The organism is Streptomyces sp. NPDC051310 (assembly GCF_044455245.1).
Classification (GTDB): domain Bacteria; phylum Actinomycetota; class Actinomycetes; order Streptomycetales; family Streptomycetaceae; genus Streptomyces.
Genome location: NZ_JBITEO010000023.1, coordinates 48,474 through 69,073 on the forward strand (window position 1 = coordinate 48,474; position 20,600 = coordinate 69,073).

The following is a 20,600-nucleotide window of genomic DNA, read 5'->3' on the forward strand; positions in this document are numbered from 1 at the left end:
ATGCGCACGATACGGAACGTCCACCAGCGGATCATCGACGCCCCGCCCGCGGCGGTCGGCGCCCTGCTCGACCGGCTCGCCGGCGAGGACGACCCGCTCTTCCCCACGCCCGCCTGGGAGGCCATGCGCTTCGACCGGCCCCTCGGGGTGGGCGCCGACGGCGGCCACGGCTCGGCCCGCTACCACGTCTCCGCCTACGAGCCCGGCCGCAGCATCCGGTTCGACTCCCCCGGTATGAACGGCCACCACCGTTTCGACGTGGAGCCCGTCGACGGGGGCGCGCGGTGCCGCCTCGTCCACACGCTGGAGATGCGACCGGGAATGGCCGGAACCTTGTCCTGGACGCTGGCCGTCCGCCCGATGCACGACGTCGTCGTCGAAGAGGTCCTCGACAACGCGGAGCGCGCCGCCACCGGCCGCCTCGCCCGGCCCGCCACCCGCTGGTCGCCGTGGGTCCGTGCGCTGCACCGGCTGGCGTACGGCCGCCCCGTCGCCGCCGCCGTCCCGCGGGAGGCCCGCCTGGCCCGCGGCGCCTTCGACCGGACCGACTTCTCCGACGCGTGGCGCCTGCCGCTCGAACGCGGCATGGACCGCGACCCCGGCGCCTGGCGCGGCGTGCTGCCCTTCCCCGTCCGGGGGGCCGAGGGCCGTGAGCTGCTCCTCGGGAAGGACGCGCGGCACCTGGACTTCCGCGCCTCCGTGCTCGTCGGCGACGACGACGTCACCCTCACCACGGTGGTCAGGACCCGCACCGCCCTCGGCCGGCTCTACTTCGGGGTCGTCCGCCACCTCCACCCGTACGCCGCCCGCACCGCGCTGCGCCGCCACCACCGGCGGCTCGCGCTCGCCGCACCGTCCGCCGGGGAGCGGCACCGGCCGCGCGTCACGCCCTGAACGACACCGGCAGCGCGCTCACACCCCGTACGAAGGTGGAGGCCAGCCGCGGCGCCGGGCCCGTCACCTCGAAGGAGGCCACCCGGCCCCGCAGCTCGGCGAGCATCGTGCGGATCTCCACCCGCGCCAGCTGCGCCCCCAGGCAGAAGTGCGGGCCGAAACCGAACGTCACATGGCGGTTGGGGTCGCGGCCGATGTCGAACACGTCCGGGTCGGCGAACGCCTCCTCGTCGAAGTTCGCCGACGCGCACCACAGCGTCACCGCGTCCCCCGCCGCGATCCGCACCCCGTCGCCCAGCTCCGTGTCCGCCGTCGCCGTACGCCCCACGTGGGCGACCGGCGTCGTCCAGCGCAGCACCTCCTCGGCGGCCGGGCCGACCAGCGACGCGTCGGCCCGCAGCCGCCGCCACTGGCCGGGGTGCTCGGCGAGCGCCAGCAGCCCGCCCGCCAGCGCCAGCCGCGCGGTCTCGTCACCGCCGATGATGAGGTTGTAGCAGGTGGACAGCACCTCCTCCTCGGTGAGCGGCCGCCCGTCCACGGTGCTGCCCACCAGCAGGCTGACGATGTCGCTGCCGGGCGCCGTCCGCCGCTCCGCCGCCAGCCGCAGGTAGTACTGCATGATCTCGCTGCGCGCGATCCGCACCTCCAGCGAGGCCGCCTCGTCCTGCTCGCCGAGCATCGCGGCGTTCGTCAGCTCCAGCACCCGCGCCCGGTCGGGCTCCGGCACGCCCAGCAGCTCGCAGATCGCCCGCAGCGGCACCTGCGCCGCCACCTCCGTCACGAAGTCCCCGCCGCCCCGTGCCACGATCCCGCCGAGCAGCGCCCGCGTGGAGCGGGCGATCGACTCGGTCACCGGGCCCAGCTGCCGCGGCCCGAACCCGCCGGACAGCAGCCGCCGCAGCGCCCCGTGGCGCGGCCCGTCGGTCACGACGAGCATCGTCCCGGCGCCCCGGTCGTACCCCTGGAGCAGGGTGGCCAGCATGTTCCCGCCCCCGGACGAGAAGGTCCCCGGGTCGCGCAGCGCCCGCTGGACGTCCGCGTGGCGCGTCACCACCCAGAAACCCGGGACGGCCGCGCCGAGCGCCGGGTCCACCGGCTGCCACCGCACCGGTTCGCGGCGGCGCAGCTCGCGCCACACCGCGCGCAGGTCCCGACCGGCGTGCACCTGGGGATCGAGCAGGTCCACCGCGGTGCCGCTCACGCCCCCGACTCCTCGGCCTCGAACGCGTCGAGCAGCGCGCCCAGTTCGCCGTCCCCGGCCCGCAGCGCCACGATCCGCTCCACCATCGCGCCGAGCGTGAGCTGCTCCAGGAAGAGGTCGATGGGGACGTCGACGCCGAACTCGTCGCGCATCCGCCCCACCAGGTGCACCGCGGTGAGCGAATCGCCGCCCGCCTCGAAGTACGTCCGGTCCAGGCCGCCGCCGGCCCCGTCGGCCGCGTCCAGTCCGAGCGCCTCCCGCAGCACCGCCGCCACACCCGCCGCGACGCCCGCCTCCGTACCGGCTTCCGCACCGCCCTGCGGACCGGCCTCCGGACCGGCTTCCCGGGCGGTTCCCGATGCGGGCGCGGCGGCCGGCGCCGCCTCCGGTACGAGGGACAGGGCCCCGTGGCGCTCGCCCGCGAAGGGGTACCCCGGCAGGTTCACCCGGCGCACCCCGCGCGGCGCGGGCGGAGGGACGGCCTCCTCGCCCGCCAGCCACGCCTCGCCCAGCGGATGCGGGTCCCGCACCCCGGCGGCCAGCTTCTCCGCCGCCTCCGCCGCCCCGGCGGCCACCACGTAGGTGCGCACGGGCAGCGGAGTGCGCCCGGTCCACAGGGTGTGCGCCACCGCGGCCGGCGACGGAGCGTCCGGCGCCCGCAGCACGTCCGCCAGCGCACCGCACAGCGCCCGCAGCTGCTCCTCCGTACGGGCCGACAGCGGCAGCACCACCGGGGCGCCGTCCCCGGCGACGGCCGGCAGCCGCGGCGCCTCCTCCAGCACCACGTGCACGTTGGTCCCGCCGATCCCGACGGAGGTCACGCCCGCCAGGCGGCCCGGCCGGTCCGCCGGGCGCGGCCAAGGAGCCGCCCGGGTGACCAGATGGAAGGGGGACGACGCGAGCGCCGGGTGCGGGGCGGTGACGTTCACCGTCGGCGCGAGCGTGCCGTGCTCCAGCATCAGCACCGTCTTGACGAACGCCGCGATGCCCGCCGCGGCGTCCAGGTGCCCGATGTTCGACTTGACGGAGCCCAGCCCGATGCCGGCACCCCGCCCGCGCGCGTCCGCGAACGCCGCCCCCGCCGCCGCCAGTTCGATCCGGTCGCCGAGCTCCGTGCCGGTCCCGTGCGCCTCCAGGTACTGGGCCTGCGCCGGGTCCAGGCCCGCCGCCGCCCACGCGTCCGTGATCGCCGCCGTCTGCCCGTCCACGCCCGGCGCCGTGAACCCGACCTTCGCCGAGCCGTCGTTCGTCACCGCCGACCCGCGCACCACCGCCCGCACCGGGTCGCCGTCCGCCAGCGCGTCCTCCAGGCGCCGCAGCACGACCACACCGACGCCGCTGCCGGGGACCGTGCCCCCCGCCTTCTCGTCGAAGGGCCGGCACCGCCCGTCCGGCGAGAAGATCCCGCCCTCGACGTGGACGTAACCCGCGCGCCGTACGGAATCGACGGACACACCGCCCGCCAGCGCCGTGTCGCACTCGCCCAGCAGCAGCGCCTGCGCCGCCAGGTGCACGGCGGTCAGCGACGTCGAGCACGCCGTCTGGACGTTCATGCTCGGCCCGTCCAGGCCCAGCCGGTACGAGATCCACGGCGCGAGGAACTCCCGGTCGGTGAGGATCCGCACCTGCGTCGCCCCGATCCGCGCCGCCAGCGCGCGGTCGGTGGCGGCGGCGAGCATGTGCTCGGTGGGCGAGCCGCCCACGTACACGCCCGTGCGGGCGGGCGCGCGCAGCGGGTCGTACCCGGCGTCCTCCAGCGCCGCCCACGCCGTCTCCAGCAGCAGCCGGTGCTGCGGGTCGAGCGCCGCGGCCTCGGTGGCGTTGAAGCCGAACAGCCCCGCCTCGAAGCGGTCGGCGTCCGCGAGGAGCCCCTTGCTGCCCACCTCGTGCGCCGGTGCGTCGAAGTCCGCGAGGGAGCAGACGCCGTCGCGCAGGTTCGCCCAGTACGCGGCGAGGCCGGGGGCGCCGGGGAACCGGCCGCTCATCCCCACGACGGCTATCGCGCCCTCGGGCACCTGGTCAGCCTGGTCCATCGTTCATTCGCCTTTCCGGTTGCTGCGGAGCCTTCGTGCGGTGGCGGCCCGGTCCCGCCGCGGGGACCCGCGGTCCGGGGCCCGGTGCGCCGCACCGTCCAGGTGCGCGGCGAGCGCGGCGACCGTCGGGTGCCGGAAGAGGTCGACGAGGCCCAGCGCCTCCTCGTCGTACCGGGTGCGCAGCGCCGCCAGCACCGCCAGCAGACGCACCGAATTGCCGCCCAGCTCGAAGAAGTTGTCGTGCACGCCGACCCGGTCCAGGTCCAGCGCCCCGGCCCACGCCCGCGCGACCAGCCGCTCGGTGTCACCGTCCGGCGCGGTGTACGCGTCCGCCGCCGCGGGCCGCGCCGCCGGGGGTTCGGGCAGGGCGGCCCGGTCGACCTTGCCGGAGCGGTTGAGCGGCAGCGCGTCCAGGCGGACGAACACCTCCGGCACCATGTAGCCCGGCAGGCGCTCCGCGAGCCGGGCGCGCAGCACCCCGTCCGGCGCGCCGCCGACGACGTACGCCACCAGCCGCCCGCCGCGCACCGCCGCGGCCGCCGTCGAGACGCCGGGGACGCCCGCCAGCACCGCCTCCACCTCGCCGAGCTCGATGCGGAAGCCGCGCAGCTTGACCTGCGTGTCGCTGCGGCCCAGGTAGTGCAGCACCCCGCGGGCGTCGATCCGCCCCAGGTCCCCGGTGCGGTACATCCGGGTGCCCGGCGGGCCGTACGGGTCGGCGACGAACCGCTCGGCGGTCAGGCCGGGCTGCCCGATGTACCCGCGCGCCAGGGACGCCCCGGCGACGTAGACCTCCCCGGTCACGCCCGTCGGCACCGGCCGCAGCCGCGCGTCCAGCACATAGGTGCGGGCGCCGGGCACGGCGTGCCCGATGACCACCGGCTCGCCGGGGCGCAGGTCGGCGGTCGTGGCGTACACGGTCGCCTCGCTCGGCCCGTAGGCGTTCACGATCCGCCGCCCCGGCGCGGCCAGCCGCGCGACCAGCCCGGCGGGGCACGCCTCGCCGCCGACCGCCAGGGTCCGCAGCCGGGGCAGCGCCCCGCCCGCGCCGTCGGGCAGCATCATCGCGGCGGACGGCGGCAGGAACACGTAGGTGATGCCGCTGTCCCGCAGTCGCGCGAACAGCGCCTCCCCGAGCCGCTCGTCCTCCTGCGCGATGTGCAGCTCCGCCCCCGCGACCCACGCGAAGAACAGGTCCGACACGGCCACGTCGAACCCGAACGACACGAATTGGAGCACCTTGTCGCCGGCCGTCACCGGGAACCGCGGCCGCACGGCGACGGCCAGGTTCAGCAGCGCCCGGTGCTCCACGGCCACGCCCTTGGGCACCCCGGTCGACCCGGAGGTGTACAGCACGTAGGCCAGGTCGCGGGCGTCCGGAGCCACGGCCGGCCCCGGGACGGCCGCCCCGTCCGCGGGCCCGTCCACCCGCAGGGCCGCCACCCCCAGGTCGCGGCCCGCCGTCGCCGCGGTGACCAGTAGCAGTGCCGCGCCCGAGTGGTCCGCCATGTACCGCAGCCGGGCGTCCGGGTGGGCCGGGTCCAGCGGCACGTACGCGGCTCCCGCCCGCAGGACCGCGAGTGCCGCGACCGCCATGTCCGCGCAGCGCGGCAGCAGCAGGCCCACCCGGACCCCCGGCCGGGCGCCCGCCGCGCGGAGCCGGTCCGCCAGCGCGTCGGCGCGGGCCAGCAGCTCCCGGTAGGTGAGGCGCTCCTCGCCGCAGACCAGGGCCGTGGCGTCCGGCCGCTCGGCCGCGCGGTCGGCGACCAGGTCCGGCACGAGACGGCCCACCGGCGCGGCCTCGGCCGTGCGGTCGGCCGCCGCGAGCACGCGCGCCCGCTCGTCCGCCGGGACGGCGTCGAGCCGGGACAGCGGCTCGTCCGGCCGGGCCAGCGCGTCGGCCAGCAGCGTCTCGAAGCCGCGCACCCAGTCGCGGACCGTCGCGGTGTCGAACAGCTCGGTGCGGTGGATGAACTGCGCCGCCAGCTCCCCGCCCGCGCGCTCCACGTGGAGGTGCAGGTCGAACTTGGCGGTGGGCAGGTCCAGTTCGACGCGCGTCACCCGTGCGCCGGCGAGCTGGAGCGACAGCTCGGTGTCGTCGTCGTAGGCGAACACCACCTGCACCACCGGGTCGTGGCTCGTCTCGCGGGCCGGTGCCACCGCGTCCACCACCGCCTCGAACGGCGCGTCCTGGTGGGGCCCGGACGCCAGCAGCCGCGCGCGCAGCCGGGCCACCAGCTCGCCGTACGAGGGGTCGCCGCCCAGGTCCACCCGCAGCGCCAGGGTGTTGGTCAGCATGCCGACCACCTCCTGGAGCTCGGGCCGGTCGCGCCCCGACACCGGGAAGCCGATCACCAGGTCCTCGCGGCCCGTCAGCCGCCCCAGGAACGCGGCGTACACGGCGAACAGCCCCATGAACGGGGTCGCCCCGTGCGCCCGCGCCACGTCCGCGAGCCGCTTCCGCACCGCCGCACCGATCCGGAACCGCACGCTCCCGCCCGCCGCCGACCGCACCGCGGGCCGCGGCCGGTCCAGCGGCAGCGCCACCGTGCCGGGCGCGCCGCGCAGCTGCCCCGCCCAGTGCGCGACGGCCCCGTCGTACGCGCCGGCCGCCATCCGCTCGCGCTGCCAGGCGGCGTAGTCGGGGAACTGCAGCGGCAGTTCGGGCAGCTGGTGGGGCAGGTCCTTCAGCGCCGCCTCGTACGCCGCCGACACCTCCCGCAGGATCACCTGGAGCGACCAGCCGTCGCACACCAGGTGGTGCGCCACCAGCAGCACCCGGTGCGAGGCGTCGTCCACCGCGTACACGGCGGCGCGCAGCAGCGGACCGGCCGCCGTGTCGAACGGCCGGGCCGCCTCCGCCCGCATCCGCGCGTCGACCTCGCCCGCCGGGACGTCCCGCTCCACCCGCAGCGCCGCACGCCCGGCCGCCGCGACGATCTGGACCGGCGCCCCGCCGGACGGCGTCCGGAACACGGTGCGCAGCGACTCGTGCCGGGCCACCAGGGCGTCCAGCGCGCGGCGGAACGCCACCGGGTCGAACGGCCCGCGCACCGCGAACGCCGCGGGCACGTGGTACTGCGGGGAACCCGGGTCCAGCTGGTCCAGCACGAGCAGCCTGCTCTGCGCGTCGGAGACCGGGAACTCGTACTCCTCGGTGTCGGCCATCGGCTCACTTCCCCCGTAGTACGTCGTCGATGACGGCGGCGACGGTGCCGGCCGGCCCCGCGCCGAGCACGTCGCTGTGCGCGCAGTCGAGTTCACGGACGTCGAGCGACGCCGCCCAGGGCCGCCACGCCGCCGTCTTCTCGCCGGTGGTCGCCTCGGCGGCGCGCGTCGCCGAGAAGAGCGTCAGGGGCCCGTCGTACGGGGAGGGGCGCCAGGTGTGCGCCAGCCGGATGTGGTGCGCCATCGCGTCCGCGACCGCCCCGAGCCGCGCGTCGTCGAACCCGGCGAGCGGCCCCTGTCCGCCCCGCACCCGCGCGAACACCCCGGCCCGGCCCTCCGGTCCGGCGGCCGCGGCGACCCCGTTGTTGCGCAGCAGCAGGCGCAGCACCTCCCGCTCGACGGCCCCCGGGTCGAGCGGTCCGGCCGACGGCGGCTTCGGCATCGCGTCGAGGACCGCGAGCAGGCGGACCTCCTCGCCCGCGGCCCGCAGCCGGGCCGCCAGCTCGTGGGCGAGCAGACCGCCGAAGGAGCGGCCGAGCAACAGGTACGGGCCGTGCGGCCGCACCCTGCGGATGTGCGCGAGGTACTGCTCCGCCATCGCCCCCATGGTGGGCGGCAGCCCGGTCGCGCCGCGCAGGGCGGGCGACTGCAGGGCGAACACCGGGTGCCCGGGGGAGAGGTGCGGCAGCAGCGCGGTGTACGCCCACCCGAGGCCGAACCCCGGGTGCACGCAGAACAGCGGCACACGGTCGCCTTCTCCCGGGCGCAGGGCGACCAGCGGCCCGAACCCGTCGTCCGCCGGGGCACCGAGACGGGCGGCGAGCGCGGCCGGGGTCGGCGCGTCGAAGAGCGCGGCGAGCGGGACGCGCACGCCCAGCGCCGCCTCGATCCGCGAGGTCAGGCGCAGCGCGAGCAGCGAGTGGCCGCCGAGCGCGAAGAAGTCGCCGTCGGGCCCCACGTCCGCCGCGCCCAGCGTCTCGGCGAACAGCGCGCACAGCGCGGCCTCCCGCCCAGCGCGCGGCTCGCGCCGCCCCTCCGCCGCCGCCCGGGGCTCCGGCAGCGCCGCCCGGTCCACCTTGCCGTGCGCCGTCAGCGGTACGGCGTCGATCCGCGCCCACAGCGAGGGCACCAGGTGGAGCGGCAGCGTCCGGGCGGCCTCCTCCCGTACGGCACGCAGCCCGGCGCCCGGCGCGAGCACCAGGTGCGCGGCGAGGACCTTGCCCCCGTCCGGCGCCCGCCGGACCGTGACGACCGCGCGCACCACCCCGGGGCAGCCCGCCAGGGCCGCCTCCACCTCGGCGGGCTCGACCCGGAAGCCCCGCACCTTGACCTGGTCGTCGGCGCGCCCCACGAACTCCAGCACCCCGTCGGCGCGGCGCCGCACCAGGTCCCCGGTGCGGTACATGCGGGTGCCGGGCGGCCCGTAGGGGTCGGCGACGAACCGCTCGGCGGTCGCGCCGGGCCGGTTCAGGTAGCCGCGCGCGAGGCCCGGTCCGGCGAGGTGGAGCTCGCCCGTCGTGCCGTCGGGGACCGGGCGCAGCGAGGCGTCGAGGACGTACGCGCCCGTGCCGTCGAGGGGCCGCCCGATGCCCTCGGGCCCGGCGGTGGCGAACACGGTGGTCTCGGTGGGCCCGTAACCGATGACGACGCGGGTGCCGGGGCACGCGGCCCGCACGCGCCGCACCGCGTCCTGTGCCACCAGGTCCCCGCCGGTCCACACCTCCCGCAGCCCGGCCGGCGCGCCGGGGGCGAGGTCGGCGACCAGCCGGAACAGCTCGGCGGTCAGCCACAGCGCGGTGACACCCCCCTCGCGCAGGACCCGCTCCAGCAGCCCGGGCGTGAGCCGCCCCGGCGGGGCGACGACGACGGTCCCGCCACCCAGCAGCGGCACCCACACCTCGTACGTCGCCGCGTCGAAGGTGTGCGCGCTGTGGAACAGCACGCACCGGTGCGCCCCGCCCGCGAAGCGCCGGTCCGCCGCGAGGTCCGCGATCCCGCGGTGCGTCACGACGACCCCCTTGGGCTCACCGGTGGACCCGGAGGTGAACATCACGCACGCGGCGTCGTCCGGCCCGGCGGCCCCCGGCCCGGCGGGGTCCGCCGCGGGGGAGCGGCCCGTCGCCCCGCGGGTCCCCGACCCGCGGGCCTCCAGCGGGAGTTCCGTCACGCCCGGCGGCAGCCACGCGGCCTCCTCCGCCGTCACGGCGACCCGCGCGCCCGCCGAGCCGATCAGGCGGGACAGGTGCGCCACCGGCTGCGCCGGGTCCAGGGGAAGGTAGGCCGCCCCGGCCGTCAGCACCGCCAGCTGGGCGGTCACCAGCGGCACCGAGCGCGGCAGCAGCAGGGCCACCGTGTCGCCCCGCCGTACGCCCGCGGCGGTCAGGCGGGCCGCCAGGGCGGCGGCGCCGGCCCGCAGCTCCGCGTACGTCACCGTCCGGTCCGCCGAGCGGACCGCCACCGCGTCCGGGGTGCGGGACGCCTGGTGGGCGAAGCGCTCCGGGACCGTCGCCGGCACCGGCGGTTCCCCGCCGGCCGGGCGGCCCGGGCCCGTGGACGCCGCGAGCAGCGCGGCCCGTTCGGCCGGCGGCAGCACGTCCAGCCGGCCCACCGGGCGGCCCGGGTCGCCGGCCAGCTCCTCCAGCGCCCGCTCCAGGCGCGCCGCCACCGCACCGGGCGCGATGCCCCGGCGGCAGGACACCCGCAGCAGCATGCGCTCACCGGCGACGACCGCCACGGTCACCGGGTAGTGCGTGGCGTCGTGCGCCTCCACCAGCCGCACGGCGGCCGTGTCCGCGTCCCGCGGGCGCGGATAGTTCTCGAAGGCGAGCACCGTGTCGAAGAGGTCCCCGGCCCCCGCCGCCCGCTGCACCCGGGCCAGCGGCACATGAGGGTACGGCGCCAGCCGCAGCTGCTCGTCCTGCAGGCGGCGCAGCAGCGCGCCCACCCGCTCCCGCCCGTCCAGCCGCACCCGTACCGGCAGCGTGTTGACGAACAGGCCCACCATCTCCGCCACACCGGGCAGGTCGTGCGGCCGGCCCGAGACGACCGCCCCGAACACCACGTCGCGCGCCCCGCCCGTCATACGGCTCAGCACCAGCGCCCAAGCCGCCTGCACCACGGTGTTGACGGTCACCCCGCAGTCGGCCGCCCGCCGCGCCAGCGCCGCGCCGAGACCGGCGGAGAGGGCCAGATCGTGCACGGCCGCGTCGAACGGGCCGGACGCGGACAGCAGCGGGGGCCGTTCCAGTCCCGCCAGCGCCTCGCGCCACGCCGCCTCGGCGGCCCCCGCGTCCTGCCGCCGCAGCCACGCCAGGTAGTCCCGGTACGGCACCGGCGGCGGCAGCTCCCCGCCCGTGCACAGCGCCGCCAGGTCCCGCGCCAGCACCGGCATCGACCAGCCGTCCAGCAGGATGTGATGGAACGTCAGCACCAGGTCGCGCTCCGCCACCAGGGCGGCCCGCAGCAGCGGCGGGCGCCGGACGTCGAAGGGCCGCTCCCGTTCCCGCTGCATCACCTCCCGTACGTCACCGGCGGCGACCTCGCGCCAGTCGGCCACCGCCTCGCGCGGGATCACCTGCACCGGCCGGTCCAGCCGCTCGTGCCGGAAGCAGGCCCGCAGGTTCGGGTGCCGCTCCAGCAGCGCCCGCAGCCCGTCGCGCACGGCGCGGGCCGGCACCGCGACCCGGAAGCGGGCCTGCACGACGTACGGGTCCGCCCCCTCCGCGCCGTCGCGCACCGCGTGGAAGTACAGGCCCTCCTGCGCGGGCGCCAGCGGCAGCACGTCCGCGATCCGGCCGCCGCCCGGGACCGCCGGCGCGGCCGCGGAGCCGGCGTGCGGTGCCCCGCTCACCACTCGCCCTCCAGCATCGCCAGCTGCTCCTGCGACAGGTCCACCAGGTCGAAGTCGGATGCCGTGCGGCCGCCCGCGCCCTCGTGCCCGGCGTGCGCGACCAGCACCCCGACGGCCTCCCGCCACAGCTCCGCGAGCCGCCGCACCCGTTCGCCGTCCAGCACGCCCCCGGCGTACGACCACCCGGTCACCAGGCCCCCGTCCACCGCCACCGCGTCGATCTCCAGCGCGTGCCCCAGCGGCACCGCGTCCGCCGCCGCGCCGAGGAGCTCGCCGCCCGCGGCGTCACCGGAGGCCAGCCGCCCCAGGTAGTTGAAGCGCACGTCGGGCACGGGCAGCGCGGCCAGTCCCGGCGCCGTGTCCGGGTTCAGGTACCGCAGCAGACCCCATCCGAGGCCCCCGTCCGGCACCGCCCGCAGCTGCTCCTTGACCCGCTTGAGCGCCTCGCCCGGCGCCGTGCCCGACGGCTCCCAGAAGGCGTCACCGCCCGCCTGCCCGGCATCCAGCCGGACCGGGTACTGCGTGGTGAACCAGCCGACGGTACGGGACACGTCCACGTCCCGCCCGAGGAACTCCCGCCCGTGGCCCTCCAGATGCACCAGCAGACCGGAGCCCGCTCCCCGCCACCGCTCCACCGCCGCGGTCAGCGCGGCCAGCAGCACCGCGTCCGTACCGCAGTGGAAGGCCGCCGGGACGCTGCCGAGCACCGCGTCCGTCACCTCCGCGCCCAGCGTGACGGTGACCGTGCGGCGCGCCGCCCCGGCCCCGCGCCCGCCCGCGACCCGCGCGTCCGGGCCGGCCAGCGCCCGCTCCCACCACGCGGGTTCGGCGTCCGCGCGCTCCGGCCGCACCGCCTCCTCCCGCAGCAGGCCGGCCCACCGGCGGAACGGCGTGCCGCCGGCCGGCGGCACGGGCCGGCCCTCCAGCGCGGCCACCAGCTCCGGCCCCAGCACCCGCCAGGACACCCCGTCCACCGCGAGGTGGTGCACGGTCACCAGCAGCCGCCCGTCCTCCAGGACCGCCCGCACCATCTCGCCCCGCCACGGATCGAGCCGCGGATCCGCCGGCGCGGAACGCAGGACCTCCGCCACCACGTCCCCGGCCGGCCGGACCTCCAGCTCGTCGCCGGTCAGCCGCATCCGCAGCGCGCCGTGCCGGTCCACCAGCCCCTGCACGGCCGCCCTCACCCGCTCGAACGGCACCCCGTCCGGGACGGGGAACGCCATCGACTGCGTGAACGCCGCCGGATCGCCGCCCTGTTCGCGCCACCAGCGCATGACGGGCGTCAGCGGCAGCCGCCCCGCGTCCGCCCCGGCGGCGTCCGCCGAGGCACCGGCCCCGTCCGGCGCCACCGCCGATGCCACCCGCGCCAGACCCGCCGGCGTCCGCGCCGTGAACACGTCCCGCGGCGTCAGCGACAGCCCCGCCTCGGTCAGCGCCCGCCCGGCCAGCTGGATCGCCATGATGCTGTCGCCACCGCGCCGGAAGAAGTCGTCGTCGGCACCGACCGCCGCGACCCCCAGCACCTCGGCGAACAGCCCGCACAGCACCTCCTCGCGCCCGGTCGACGGCGCCCGGCCCGGGCCGGCGGCCGCACCCGCGGGATCCGGCAGGGCCGCCCGGTCCACCTTGCCGCCGGGACCCAGGGGCAGCGCGTCCAGCACCACCACGTCGGAGGGCACCATGTGCGCGGGCAGCCGCCGCGCCGCGTACGCGATCAGCTCCCCGGCGTCCGCCGCGCCCTCCGGCACGGCGTACCCGATCAGCCGGCCGCTGCGCACCGCCACCACCGCCTGCCGGACCCCGGGGTGCCCGGCCAGGACCGCGGCCACCTCGCCCGGCTCCACCCGGAAGCCGCGCACCTGCACCTGGTCGTCGGCGCGGCCCAGGAAGTCGAGCGACCCGTCCTCCCGCCACCGCGCCAGATCGCCGGTGCGGTACATGCGGGCGCCCGGCGGTCCGTACGGGTCGGCGACGAACCGCCCGGCCGTCGCCCCGGGCCGGTTCAGGTATCCCAGCGCGAGCCCGTCGCCCGCCAGGTACAGCTCGCCGCGCACCCCGGCCGGCACCGGCCGCAGCCGCGCGTCCAGGACGTACGCGCGCGTGCCGGCCACCGGCGTGCCGATCGTCGTCACCCCGCCGGAACCGGCTCCCGGCGCCCCGGCGCCGCCCGGCGCGAGCGGCCCGGACGCGGTGGCCGCGACCGTCGACTCCGTCGGCCCGTAGGCGTTGTGGAACCTCCGCCCCCGCACCGCCCAGCGCGCCACCAGCTCCGGCGGGCACGCCTCCGCGCCCACCGCCACCACCCGCAGGTCCGGGAACACGCCCTCCGGGACGGTGGCCAGCACCGACGGCGGCAGCAGGGTGCACGTGACGCGCTCCCCGGCCAGGACGTCGCCGAGCGCGGCGCCCGCCAGCGGCACGGGCGGCGCGACGACCAGCGTGGCGCCGGCCGCGAACGCCATCGCCGCCTCGCCGACCGAGATGTCGAAGGCCGGCGACCCCAGGTGCAGCACCCGGTCCGACGGGCCGAGCCCGAACCGCTCCGCGAGGCTGTGCCCGAGCGCCGCGATCCCGCGGTGCGGCACCACCACCCCCTTGGGCCGGCCGGTGGTCCCGGACGTGTGGATGACGTACGCGGTGTCGTCCGGCCGCGCCGGCCCGCGCGCGGCGACGGGCTCATGGGCGTACGCGGACGCGTCCAGCACCAGCCGCGGCACGTCCCCCGGCAGCTCCGCCCCGCCGGGAGCGGTCACCACCAGCACCGGCGCCGCGTCCCGCAGCACGTGCGCGACGCGCTCGGCCGGGTGGTCCGGGTCGACCGGCAGGTACGCGGCGCCCGCCCGCTGCGCCGCCAGCGCCGCCACCACCGCCTCGGGGCACCGCCCGAGTGCCACCGCCACCACCCGCCCGGGACCGGCACCGCGTGCCGCGAGCAGCCCCGCCAGCCGGTCCACCCGGTCCGCGAGATCCGCGTACGACAGTGCGGGGGAACCGGCACCGGCCAGCGCCGGGGCACCGGGCGTCCGGGCCGCCCACCGCGCCACCAGGTCCGGCAGCGCGGCCGGCTCCGGCCCCGCGGGCCCCGCCGACGCGGCCAGCAACCGCGCCCGCTCGCCCGCCGGCACCAGGTCGTGGCCGCCCACCGGAGCCTCCGGGTCCGCCGTCACGTGCCGCAGCAGCTCCACGTACGCCTCGGCCCAGCGCGCCACCGCCGCGGGCGCGAACAGCTCGGTGCGCACCTCGAAGCTGCCGGTCATGCCCCCGTCGGGGTCCTCGGCGTCCCGCACGATCCCGACCAGGTCGTGCTCACCGCCGGTGTGGATCCGCTCCGGCACGGCGAAGTCCCGCAGCGCCCGCACACTGCGCTGCTGCGCCAGGTGCATGAACACCCACTGGAACAGCGGCGACCGGCCCGCGCTGCGCTCCGGAGCCGCCGCCGAGACGATCCGCCCCACGGGCACGTCGGCGTTCGCCATCACGTCCGGGAAGTCGGCCACGAACCGCCCGAGCACCTGCCCGAACGACTCCCCGGGCCGGATCCGCCACCGGGTCGGCACCGCGTTCATCACGTACCCGATGACCCGCTCCAGGCCCTTGGCGGCACGGTTCGCGGTCGGCGTGCCGAGCACCAGGTCCCCGGCGCCGGTCAGCCGGTGCGCGAGCACCGCGAAGGCGGCCATCAGCACCACGTACACCGAGGCGCCCCGCTCCCGGGCCAGCGCCCGCACCGCCCGCGCCGTCCCCGGGTCGACCAGGAACGGCACCTGGGCGATCCCCGGCTCCGCCGCCGGCGCCCCGGGAACGGTCAGCGGCCCCGGCGGCCGGTCGAGGTACCGCCGCCAGAAGTCCAGCCGCGCCTCGAACACCCCGGCGGCCTCCAGCTCGCCCTGCCAGGCGGCGAAGTCCGCGTACTGCACCCGCGGCCGCGCCGTCCGCGGCGCGACGCCGTCCCGCACCGCCCGGTACGCCTCGGCGAATTCGCTCTGCAGCACGTCGAACGACCACCAGTCGGTGATGATGTGGTGCAGGCTCAGCATCAGCGTCGAGCGCTCGTCGTCCACCGTGACGAACCGGGCCCGCACCAGCCGGTCCCGCGCCAGGTCGAACGGCCGCCGCCGGAACGCCCCGAACGCCTCCGCCACACCGCGGCCGGTCCCCCGCAGGTCCTCCCGCTCCAGCGCGAACGGCCCCTCGTCCGGGAAGTCCAGCCACAGGTCCCCGGCCCGCCCGCGGATCCGGGCGCGCAGGATGTCGTGGTGCTCCTGCACGACGGTCAGCGCCGCCGCCAGGTGCTCCGGATCCACGGGCCCCTCGAAGTGGTACGCCGAGCACAGGTTGAGGGCGGGCGTCCCCGGATACAGCGAGTCGTAGACCCACAGGTCCTCCTGCGCGGGAGCGAGCCGCACCGGCCCGCCGGTGTCCCGGACGGGCACGACGGCGGGCACGCTGCCCGCCCGCCCCGCCTCCACCAGGCGGCGCATGAACCGCACGCGCTGCTCGGAGCTGAGCGCGCCGAACCGGTCGGCGGGCGACAAACCGGCCATCAGAGGTCCTTCCGGAGTGCGGCCAGCCGGTGCAGCCCGGCCAGCACGTCGTCGCGGCCGAGGCCGAAGTCGATGAAGCAGGCCACCTCGTCGGCCCCGAGGTCCCGCAGGTCGGCGAGCATGGCGCGGCAGGTCTCCGCCGAACCGAGCAGCGCCCCCCAGGTGAGGTAGCGGCGGTACGCGAACTCCGCGAGCATCGCGGTCTGTTCGCCGGTCAGCGCGGCGGTGCGGTCGTCGGCGGACCGGTTGGCGGCGGTCTGGCGCACGTACGAGCGCAGGTACGCCTTCAGGGGCCCGGCCACCAGGCGCCGCGCCTGCTCGTCGTCCTCGCCGACGAAGGTGTGCGCCATGAGCGTGACCCGGCCGTGCGGCCCGGTGCCGCCCTGCTCGGGTGCCGCGGCGCAGGCGGCGCGGTACCGGGCGATCTTCCCGGCGAGCTCCTCGCGGCTCTGCCCGACGGTGGCGGCGAGGACCCCGGCGCGCAGCCGCCCGGCGGCCTCCCACGTCTCCGGGCTGCCGGAGGTGGTCAGCCACAGCGGCAGCACCGGCTGCACGGGCCGCGGCATGGGCCGTACCGCCACCGGCTGCCCGGTGCCGTCCGCGAACTCGACCGCCTCGCCCGCCCACAGCCGCCGCAGCACCGGTACGTCGCGCAGCATGCGCGCCCGGCGGTCGGCGTACGCGCCGGGGGAGACGGCGAAGTCGGCGGAGTGCCATCCGGTGGCGACGGACAGCCCGACGCGGCCGTGCGACAGGTTGTCCACGACCGCCCAGTCCTCGGCGACCCGCAGCGGATGGTGCAGCGGCAGGACGACGCTCCCGGCCCGGATCCCGATCCGCTCGGTCGCGACGGCGAGCGCGGCGCTGAGCACCGGCGGGCTCGGGAACACCTGCCCCACCTGCTGGAAGTGCCGCTCGGGCGTCCACACCGCATGGAACCCGAGCCGGTCGGCGGCCCGCGCGACGGCGAGGATGTCCTCGTACGCCCCCGCGTGCCCCCCGAAACCGCTGCCGGCGGCGCCCGGCCCTGCGCCTGCGCCCGCGCCCGAGCCGGCGCCTGAGCCCGCGCCCGCGCCCGCGCCCGAGCCGCCGCCCGCGCCCGAGCCGGCGCCTGAGCCCGCGCCCGCGGGTGACGCCGCCGCACCCGCGTCCGCGCCCGAGCCGCCGCCCGCGCCCGAGCCGGCGCCTGAGCCCGCGCCCGCGGGTGACGCCGCCGCACCCGCGTCCGCGCCGAAGAACATCACGCTCAGGTCCACGGCTCCTCCTGCCGCTGCCGGGGCACCCGAGGCCGCCGGGGGATCGGTGCCGGGCCGTCCGCGCGGGTGCCCGCCTCCAGGGCGGCGGCGAGCGCGGCCACGGTCGGCGCCTCGAAGATCTGCGCCGCGGTGACGGCGCCGCCCTCCCCGTCGCCGGTGAGCCGCGCGGCGACCCGCACCGCCCGCAGGGAGTTGCCCCCCAGGGCGAAGAAATCGTCGTGCAGCCCGACCTCCGCCACCCCGAGGACGTCCCGCCACACGGACGCGATCCGCCGCACGGTCGGGCTGTCCGGGCTCGCGCCCCGCGCGCCGCGGGCGCCTTCCGCCGCGGTTCCCGCCCCGGCCCGCCGGGGCGCCGCGGGCAGCGCCGGCTCCGAGACCCGGACGTCCGGGTCCGTGGCCGCGGTCCGCAGCATGCGGAGGAACGCGTCGGCGAGCCACTCCGCCATCTCCCGCCCCAGCGCGGCCTCGCGGTACTCCAGGGTGATCGAAAGCCCCGCCGGCGCACCGGACGGCGACGCGTGGTGGTCGGTCACGTCGACCAGCAGCCCGAAGCGCGCCGCGCCCGTGCGGACCACCTCGACGGAGGCGTCCACCCCCGGCAGGTCCACCTCCGCGCGGGCGTTGTTCTGCAGGGCCAGCACCACGTCCGTGAACGGCTGCCGCCCCGGCCGCCGCACCGGGTTGAGCGCGTCGACGACCTCCTCGAACGGCACGTCCTGGTGCGCGAGCGCCGACAGGTCGGTGTCCCGCACACGCGCCAGCAGCTCCCGCAGCGCCGGATCGCCGGAGGCGTCGGTCCGCAGCACCAGCAGGTTGACGAAGAAGCCGACCACGTCGTCCACGGTCCCGTCGGTCCCGCGCCCCGCGACCGGCGCGGCGATCACCGTGTCGTCCCCCGCCCCGGCGCGCACGAGGACCGCGGCCAGCGCCGCGTGCAGCACCATGAAGAGCGTCGCCCCGTGCTCCCGGCCCAGCGCGACGAGCCGCCCGTGCGCCTCCGCGTCCAGCGTCCGCACCACGGTGCCGGCGTCCGCCCGCCCCGAGTCGTCCGCGCGCCAGGGCAGTTCCGGTGCCCGCACCCCGTCCAGCGCCTGCCGCCAGTGGGCGAGCCGGTCGTCCCCCCGGCCGCCCGCCCGCTCCCGCCGGCGCCGCGCGTGCTCGGCGTACCCGACCGGGAGCGGGGGCAGCGCCTCGCCCGCGTACGCCCGCGACAGGTCGCGGAACAGCGGCGGCAGGGACCAGCCGTCGGCCGCGATGTGGTGCATGACCAGCAGCAGCGCATGCTCGTCCGGCCGCTCCCGTACGGTGAACAGCACGGCGTGCACGGGCAGTTCGGCCCCGAGGTCGAACCGGTACCGGGCCGCCTCGCCGATCCGCGCCTCCAGCTCCTCGCCCGGCACCACCAGGTGCGTGAACCGCGGCCGCGCCGCGTCCCCGGTGAGCACGCGCGGCACCGGCTCGCCGTCCACCGTGTCGAACACCGTCCGCAGGGCCTCGTGCCGCGCCACGACCTCACCGAGCGCGGCTTCCAGCAGGCCGGCGTCCACGGGGCCGCGCAGCCGGGCCAGCATGGGCATGGTGTACGCGACGCCCGCGTCGAGCTGGTCCAGGAACCACAGCCTGCGCTGGGCGTACGACACGGCCGTACCGCTCACCCCGGCACCCGCGCCGGCCGCCACCGCACCCGGCACCGCACTCGGCACCGGGTTCGCGCCCGCGCCCGCGCCCGCGCCCGCGCCCGGGCCCGGACCCGGGCCCGGCCCCGCGTCGGCCGGTGAATCGGCCACCGGTGCCAGCCGGGGCGCCAGCTTCGCCGGGGTCGGCGCTTCGAACAGGGTCCGTACGCCGACCTCCGCGCCCAGCACCGCGTGGATACGGCCCAGCAGGCGCGCGACGAGCAGCGAATGGCCGCCCAGCGCGAAGAAGTCGTCGTCGGCGCCGACGGACGGGACGCCCAGCACGTCGGCGAAGAGCGCGCACAGCGCCTGCTCGCGCTCGTCGCCCGGCAGGCGACCGCCGCCCGGACCCCCGGCCCCCTCCGGCGCGGGCAGCGCCGCCCGGTCCAGCTTGCCGTTCGGCGTCAGCGGCAGCGCGTCGAGCACCACGACCGCGTCCGGCACCAGATGGCGGGGCAGCACGCTCGCGGCGTACTCCCGTAACTCCGCCGCGACCGCCGTCCGCGCCCCGACCCCCGTACCGGGGGCGCCGCCGTCCTCTTGGTGCCCGGCGACGTACGCGACGAGCCGCCGCTCACCGGTGGCGTCCTCGCGGGCGACGACCGCGACCCGCCCCACGCCCGGACGGCGCCCCAGGACGGCCTCGACCTCGCCCGGTTCCACCCGGAAGCCCCGGACCTTGACCTGGGCGTCGGCGCGGCCCACGAACTCCAGCACCCCGTCCGCCCGGCGCCGCACCAGGTCGCCGGTGCGGTACATCCGGGTGCCGGCCGGACCGTACGGGTCGGCGGTGAACCGCTCCGCGGTCGCCCCCGGCCCGCCCGCGTAACCGAGCGCGAGCCCCGCCCCGGCGGCGTACAGCTCCCCGACCGTGCCGTCCGGGACGGGCCGCAGCCGCGCGTCGAGGACGTACACCCGCTTGCCGTGCAGCGGCCGCCCGATGGGCACGCCCGCGGCACCGTCCCGCACGTCCGCGGCGGTGATCCGGTGGGTGGTGAGGAACACCATCCCCTCCACCGGCCCGTACCCGTTGCTCAGCCGCAGCCCGGGCCACCGCTCCAGCGCCCGCGCCACGTGCCCGGCCGACAGGGCCTCCCCGCCGACGAGGACCTCGCGCACACCGTCCAGCGCGCGCGGGTACTCGTCCACGACCACGTTGAAGAGACCGGCGGACAGGTACATCGAGGTGATGCCGTGCTCGGCGACGAGACGGCCCATCACCACCGGATCGGGCCGCTGCCCCGGGTGCAGGACGCAGGTCCCGCCCCCCAGCAGCGGCCCCCACAGCTCCAGCGCGAACGCGTCCCACGACACGGGCGCGCTCTGGAGCCACACCGCCCCCGGCCCGAAGGAGGCGAAGTCCTGGCCCGTGAGGGTGGCGGTGACGGCGTGGTGGGAGGCGACGATCCCCTTGGGCCGCCCGGTGGACCCGGAGGTGAACATCACGCACGCCGCGTCCGGCTCCTCGCGCCGCGGCTCCCCGACGGTCGCGTCCGGGTCCTCGCGCCAGAGCTCCCCGCCGCCCGCGTCCCGGTGCTCACGCTGCGGCTCCTCACCGCCCGCGTCCGGCCCCCGCCCGGCCCCGCGTACGGGGGACGCACCGCCCGCCGCCGTCACGTCGATGCGCGCGCCGTGCTCCCAGCGCGCCCCCGCCCGGTCGACGACCACCCGCACCCCGGCGTCGGCGGCCATCGCGCGCAGCCGCACCGCCGGGAAGTCGGGGTCGAGCATCACGTACGCGGCGCCCGCCCGCAGCGTGCCCAGCAGCGCGACCACCATCGCGGCGGACCGCTCCAGGTACACGCCCACCCGCCCGCCCCGCGCCACGCCGCGGGCGGCCAGCGCCCCCGCGAAGCGGTCGGCGGCGTCGTCGAGCTGCCGGTACGTCAGCCGCTCGTCGCCGTCCACCAGCGCCACGGCCCCGGGCGTGCGCCGCGCCTGCCGGGCGAACAGCTCGTCCACACGGTCCATG

The 20,600-nt window shown here is 78.1% G+C and carries 8 protein-coding genes; 1 reads left to right on the forward strand and 7 read right to left on the reverse strand.

The features are described from left to right. Positions 1-894, forward strand: coding sequence for a DUF2867 domain-containing protein (locus tag ACIA79_RS27405; protein ID WP_399431022.1), 894 nt, complete (start codon positions 1-3; stop codon positions 892-894). On the opposite strand, the gene ACIA79_RS27410 is transcribed toward ACIA79_RS27405, so the two are convergent. Genes ACIA79_RS27410 through ACIA79_RS27440 form a run of 7 tightly spaced genes read right to left on the reverse strand, consistent with a single transcriptional unit; the run spans position 884 to position 20,599 of the window. After that, positions 884-2,095 (reverse strand): cytochrome P450, encoded by a 1,212-nt coding sequence (locus tag ACIA79_RS27410; RefSeq protein ID WP_399431023.1) that lies wholly within the window; start codon positions 2,093-2,095, stop codon positions 884-886. The two genes, ACIA79_RS27405 and ACIA79_RS27410, sit on opposite strands and share 11 nt — an antisense overlap. Further along, on the reverse strand, positions 2,092-4,128 hold the full coding sequence (locus tag ACIA79_RS27415; RefSeq protein WP_399431024.1) for a beta-ketoacyl synthase N-terminal-like domain-containing protein: 2,037 nt from the start codon (positions 4,126-4,128) through the stop codon (positions 2,092-2,094). Before ACIA79_RS27415 ends, ACIA79_RS27410 begins: the two co-directional genes overlap by 4 nt. Before the next feature lie 3 nt (positions 4,129-4,131). After that, positions 4,132-7,296 carry an amino acid adenylation domain-containing protein gene (locus tag ACIA79_RS27420; RefSeq protein ID WP_399431025.1) on the reverse strand — a complete coding sequence of 1,055 codons (3,165 nt, stop codon included), beginning with the start codon at positions 7,294-7,296 and terminating at the stop codon, positions 4,132-4,134. Positions 7,297-7,300: 4 nt separating this feature from the next. Then, positions 7,301-11,146 carry an amino acid adenylation domain-containing protein gene (locus ACIA79_RS27425; RefSeq protein ID WP_399431026.1) on the reverse strand — a complete coding sequence of 1,282 codons (3,846 nt, stop codon included), beginning with the start codon at positions 11,144-11,146 and terminating at the stop codon, positions 7,301-7,303. Continuing rightward, positions 11,143-15,693, reverse strand: coding sequence for an amino acid adenylation domain-containing protein (locus ACIA79_RS27430; protein WP_399431027.1), 4,551 nt, complete (start codon positions 15,691-15,693; stop codon positions 11,143-11,145). Before ACIA79_RS27430 ends, ACIA79_RS27425 begins: the two co-directional genes overlap by 4 nt. Beyond that, entirely contained in the window at positions 15,693-16,949 is a 1,257-nt protein-coding gene (locus tag ACIA79_RS27435; RefSeq protein ID WP_399431028.1) for a MupA/Atu3671 family FMN-dependent luciferase-like monooxygenase, read from the reverse strand. The genes ACIA79_RS27430 and ACIA79_RS27435 overlap by 1 nt, the downstream gene beginning before the upstream one ends. After that, positions 16,940-20,599, reverse strand: a complete 3,660-nt coding sequence (locus ACIA79_RS27440; RefSeq protein WP_399431029.1) for an amino acid adenylation domain-containing protein — start codon at positions 20,597-20,599, stop codon at positions 16,940-16,942. The genes ACIA79_RS27435 and ACIA79_RS27440 overlap by 10 nt, the downstream gene beginning before the upstream one ends. Between the last annotated feature and the right edge of the window lies 1 nt (position 20,600).

Coding starts and splice junctions, on each gene's coding strand:
- ACIA79_RS27405 (WP_399431022.1), top strand. CDS start 1: ATGCGCACGATACGGAACGTCCACCAGCGGATCATCGACGCCCCGCCC.
- ACIA79_RS27430 (WP_399431027.1), bottom strand. CDS start 15,693: ATGGCCGGTTTGTCGCCCGCCGACCGGTTCGGCGCGCTCAGCTCCGAG.
- ACIA79_RS27440 (WP_399431029.1), bottom strand. CDS start 20,599: ATGGACCGTGTGGACGAGCTGTTCGCCCGGCAGGCGCGGCGCACGCCC.
- ACIA79_RS27415 (WP_399431024.1), bottom strand. CDS start 4,128: ATGGACCAGGCTGACCAGGTGCCCGAGGGCGCGATAGCCGTCGTGGGG.
- ACIA79_RS27420 (WP_399431025.1), bottom strand. CDS start 7,296: ATGGCCGACACCGAGGAGTACGAGTTCCCGGTCTCCGACGCGCAGAGC.